At 44.2% G+C, this 2,495-nt stretch carries 4 protein-coding genes and 1 pseudogene; all 5 read right to left on the minus strand.

The annotated features are described in order from the left end of the window. Nucleotides 1-199 precede the first annotated feature (199 nt). Nucleotides 200-616 (minus strand): D-Ala-D-Ala carboxypeptidase family metallohydrolase, encoded by a 417-nt coding sequence (locus D7V92_RS21720; RefSeq protein ID WP_009018668.1) that lies wholly within the window; start codon nucleotides 614-616, stop codon nucleotides 200-202. Between the two features lie 21 nt (nucleotides 617-637). Then, a complete protein-coding gene (locus D7V92_RS22000) occupies nucleotides 638-832 on the minus strand; it encodes a hypothetical protein (protein ID WP_140394020.1) in 195 nt (64 codons plus the stop codon). After that, entirely contained in the window at nucleotides 822-1,265 is a 444-nt protein-coding gene (locus tag D7V92_RS21725) for an HU family DNA-binding protein (protein WP_008774393.1), read from the minus strand. The genes D7V92_RS22000 and D7V92_RS21725 overlap by 11 nt, the downstream gene beginning before the upstream one ends. 200 nt (nucleotides 1,266-1,465) lie before the next feature. Continuing rightward, the gene (locus tag D7V92_RS21730) at nucleotides 1,466-1,948 is read right to left on the minus strand and encodes a hypothetical protein (protein WP_087347304.1); all 483 of its coding nucleotides are present in this window, start codon (nucleotides 1,946-1,948) and stop codon (nucleotides 1,466-1,468) included. A gap of 322 nt (nucleotides 1,949-2,270) precedes the next feature. After that, a pseudogene (locus D7V92_RS21740) lies at nucleotides 2,271-2,495 on the minus strand (polysaccharide biosynthesis protein); the annotation flags it as partial.

Genomic DNA, 2,495 nt, shown 5'->3' on the forward strand with positions numbered 1-2,495 from the left:
ACCTCCACGTTTCCATCATTTCTGAAGCGCCGTTCTCTCTCGAATGCGGGTGCAAAAGTAATGCTATAAAACATACGGTCCAAATTTATCGGGCATTATTTTTCAAGTTTTTTTTCAAGACTTAACAAGTTATATAATGTACGTACGATAAAACACAATATATAGTATCCTTTTTTCCTAAATCCACTCATACCCCCTCCTATTTAAATAAAATCTGTTTTCTGTTCACCCCATGTTTTTTTAATGAAAGATGTATGAATCCCTTCGTACGATAAAGGATCGCCTGATCAAAATTCAGACAGCTTGCCACCAAGTCCTCCAATAGTCGGTTGCGATCCACCGTGTAAATGTCTACCGCCTCCCCCTTCATATGTTGCGAGCTAGGGGCACCTCCCAACAATCGGTTTAACTCTTCGCTTCGATAGCCACTCATGATATACATAGGCTGTCGATGATATATACGCAAAGGTTCCAACAACCGTACCGTTAGATTCCGTATCGCCGGTATTACCTCCGAAGGTAACGCATTATTAAGTCCAAGTTCCACCGCCATCGCACTATAAACAAACTCGTCCATACGAAAATGCTCTGTCAATCTCTTCTCATCCTTTTCCATCTTAACTCAAATTTTCAATTTTCAATCCTTAATTTTCAATTTATAAGAGTAGTCCACCCCAAACAACGCACCGGCAAACGTACAGATCTCCCCAAATGCGACCAGCACGCTGTTATCTATCTCACCGGAAGGAGCCACCCAAAAACCACAGAATACTAAGGCAAGGCCGGCCACGCAAAGCAGCACGGCCATTACCAGTTGCACGTTAAATCTCACTCGGGCTATCACTATCAGAGCCACCAGCCTCCGCAGTGGCACCATCTTGGGAGATCCGTGAGTACTCCAGTGTCTTCTTCGTATCCTTCAACTCACCTCCCGGAGTGAAAATGATACGCGGCGGGCGCAGCATACTCGAATTGAAATCCTTTTTATCTGTTACACCATCACTACTCACCGAGATCCGAAAACTCCCAAAATCGCCGAACTTTACGATACGACCCTCCTGAAGTTCCATATCTAATACGAAATTAAGGTTATCCAATACCGCCTTCACATCTGCCGACGACACCGTACTACGTGCCGAGATCAACTTACATAGCGTTTTCATACTAGAGGTACCATTCGTTTTCGACACCGCATAAAACTTTTTCTCTGAATCCTTCTCACCCGGCTTCGACGGACGCAACACCAACTTAAAACCTTGTGCCATATCTTTTAATTTTTATGGTTATATACCCCTTATGGAGCACGACACAAAGGTAAGATGGCCCAGAAGAGACGAACGTCCGTAGTTTTATCCATCAAACAAGTAATATTCAACTAATTAAAAATAAAAAAGCCCCAAAATTCCCCTTTTCAAAGACAACAAAAACCTGCTATTCTTAACTAACATTCAAATCCATATCTCTTTTAAAACTCATCCGTCACCTCCCTCTTTCCGGCAAGCACCAAGACTGCTTCCGCAGAATGCCCCGCCTCTCGCAAATGAGAAGCCAAGCTACGCACCGAGTCCGGAAAATCAAACCCCATCAACAGGCAAGAGGCCATCTCCAAGGAGGAAGGAGGGGTCTCTCGATCCGTAAACTCCACGAGTTTCACTAGCTCCAACAAGAGTTCCGGACGAAATGGGGAATACAACAAATCACCACGCACCGTATACTTACGTATATAACACCGTTCGCACTCCCGGTCATGCTCCATATACTTCCGGATAAATTTACGGTACGCCCCGGGCATCTTCCTATAATAATCTCCATATCCCAAACTACACACATCCATTTTCCAAGACTCCCGCTCATCCGGCCCCAACGTTACCAAGAACGCGTCAAAATTCTTCACCGTGGGCTTATGCCCCAATCTCTCTCTCAAACGCTCATAGATCTTTTTCATCATGCGAACACAGGGGGAATGTTTATCCCTGCGCCGCATATGGCCGGACACCGTACTTACATACGGATTTTCAAATACATATATAAAAACAGAACCGGCCTTCTAAATCCCTTTACGGGAAAAGAAGACCGGTACAAAACCTTGACCTTATATCGATTCTACAAAATCTCTATCATCCTATCTTTTCATCACAAAACCCACATGGTTCTTTCTCTTTTCTTGCAAATGCCTCTAGGGAGGCTCTTCTTTTTTGACGCTATATTTAAATCAACATTAATAGCATAGGCCCTCACGGATAAATCCATAATTTACTTTTTATTTCGCTCTATTCATCCAACACCTCATATTTAGAATGCTGGCTCTTGAACTCAGGAACGATCTCCTTCATCCGCTTCACGATCTGCATATCCCCCTCCACGGCACAAGCACGTACCAAGGCATCAATCCGCAGATTGGCGTCAGCATAGTCATATGCACGGACTTGGGCGATCTTGATCTTCGGATGAAAAGTAGGCTTGGAGGTTTCCTCCTCATTGAGTACCTCCTCATA

It is taken from the genome of Parabacteroides sp. CH2-D42-20 (assembly GCF_003670185.1).
In the GTDB taxonomy this organism is placed as follows: domain Bacteria; phylum Bacteroidota; class Bacteroidia; order Bacteroidales; family Tannerellaceae; genus Parabacteroides; species Parabacteroides distasonis.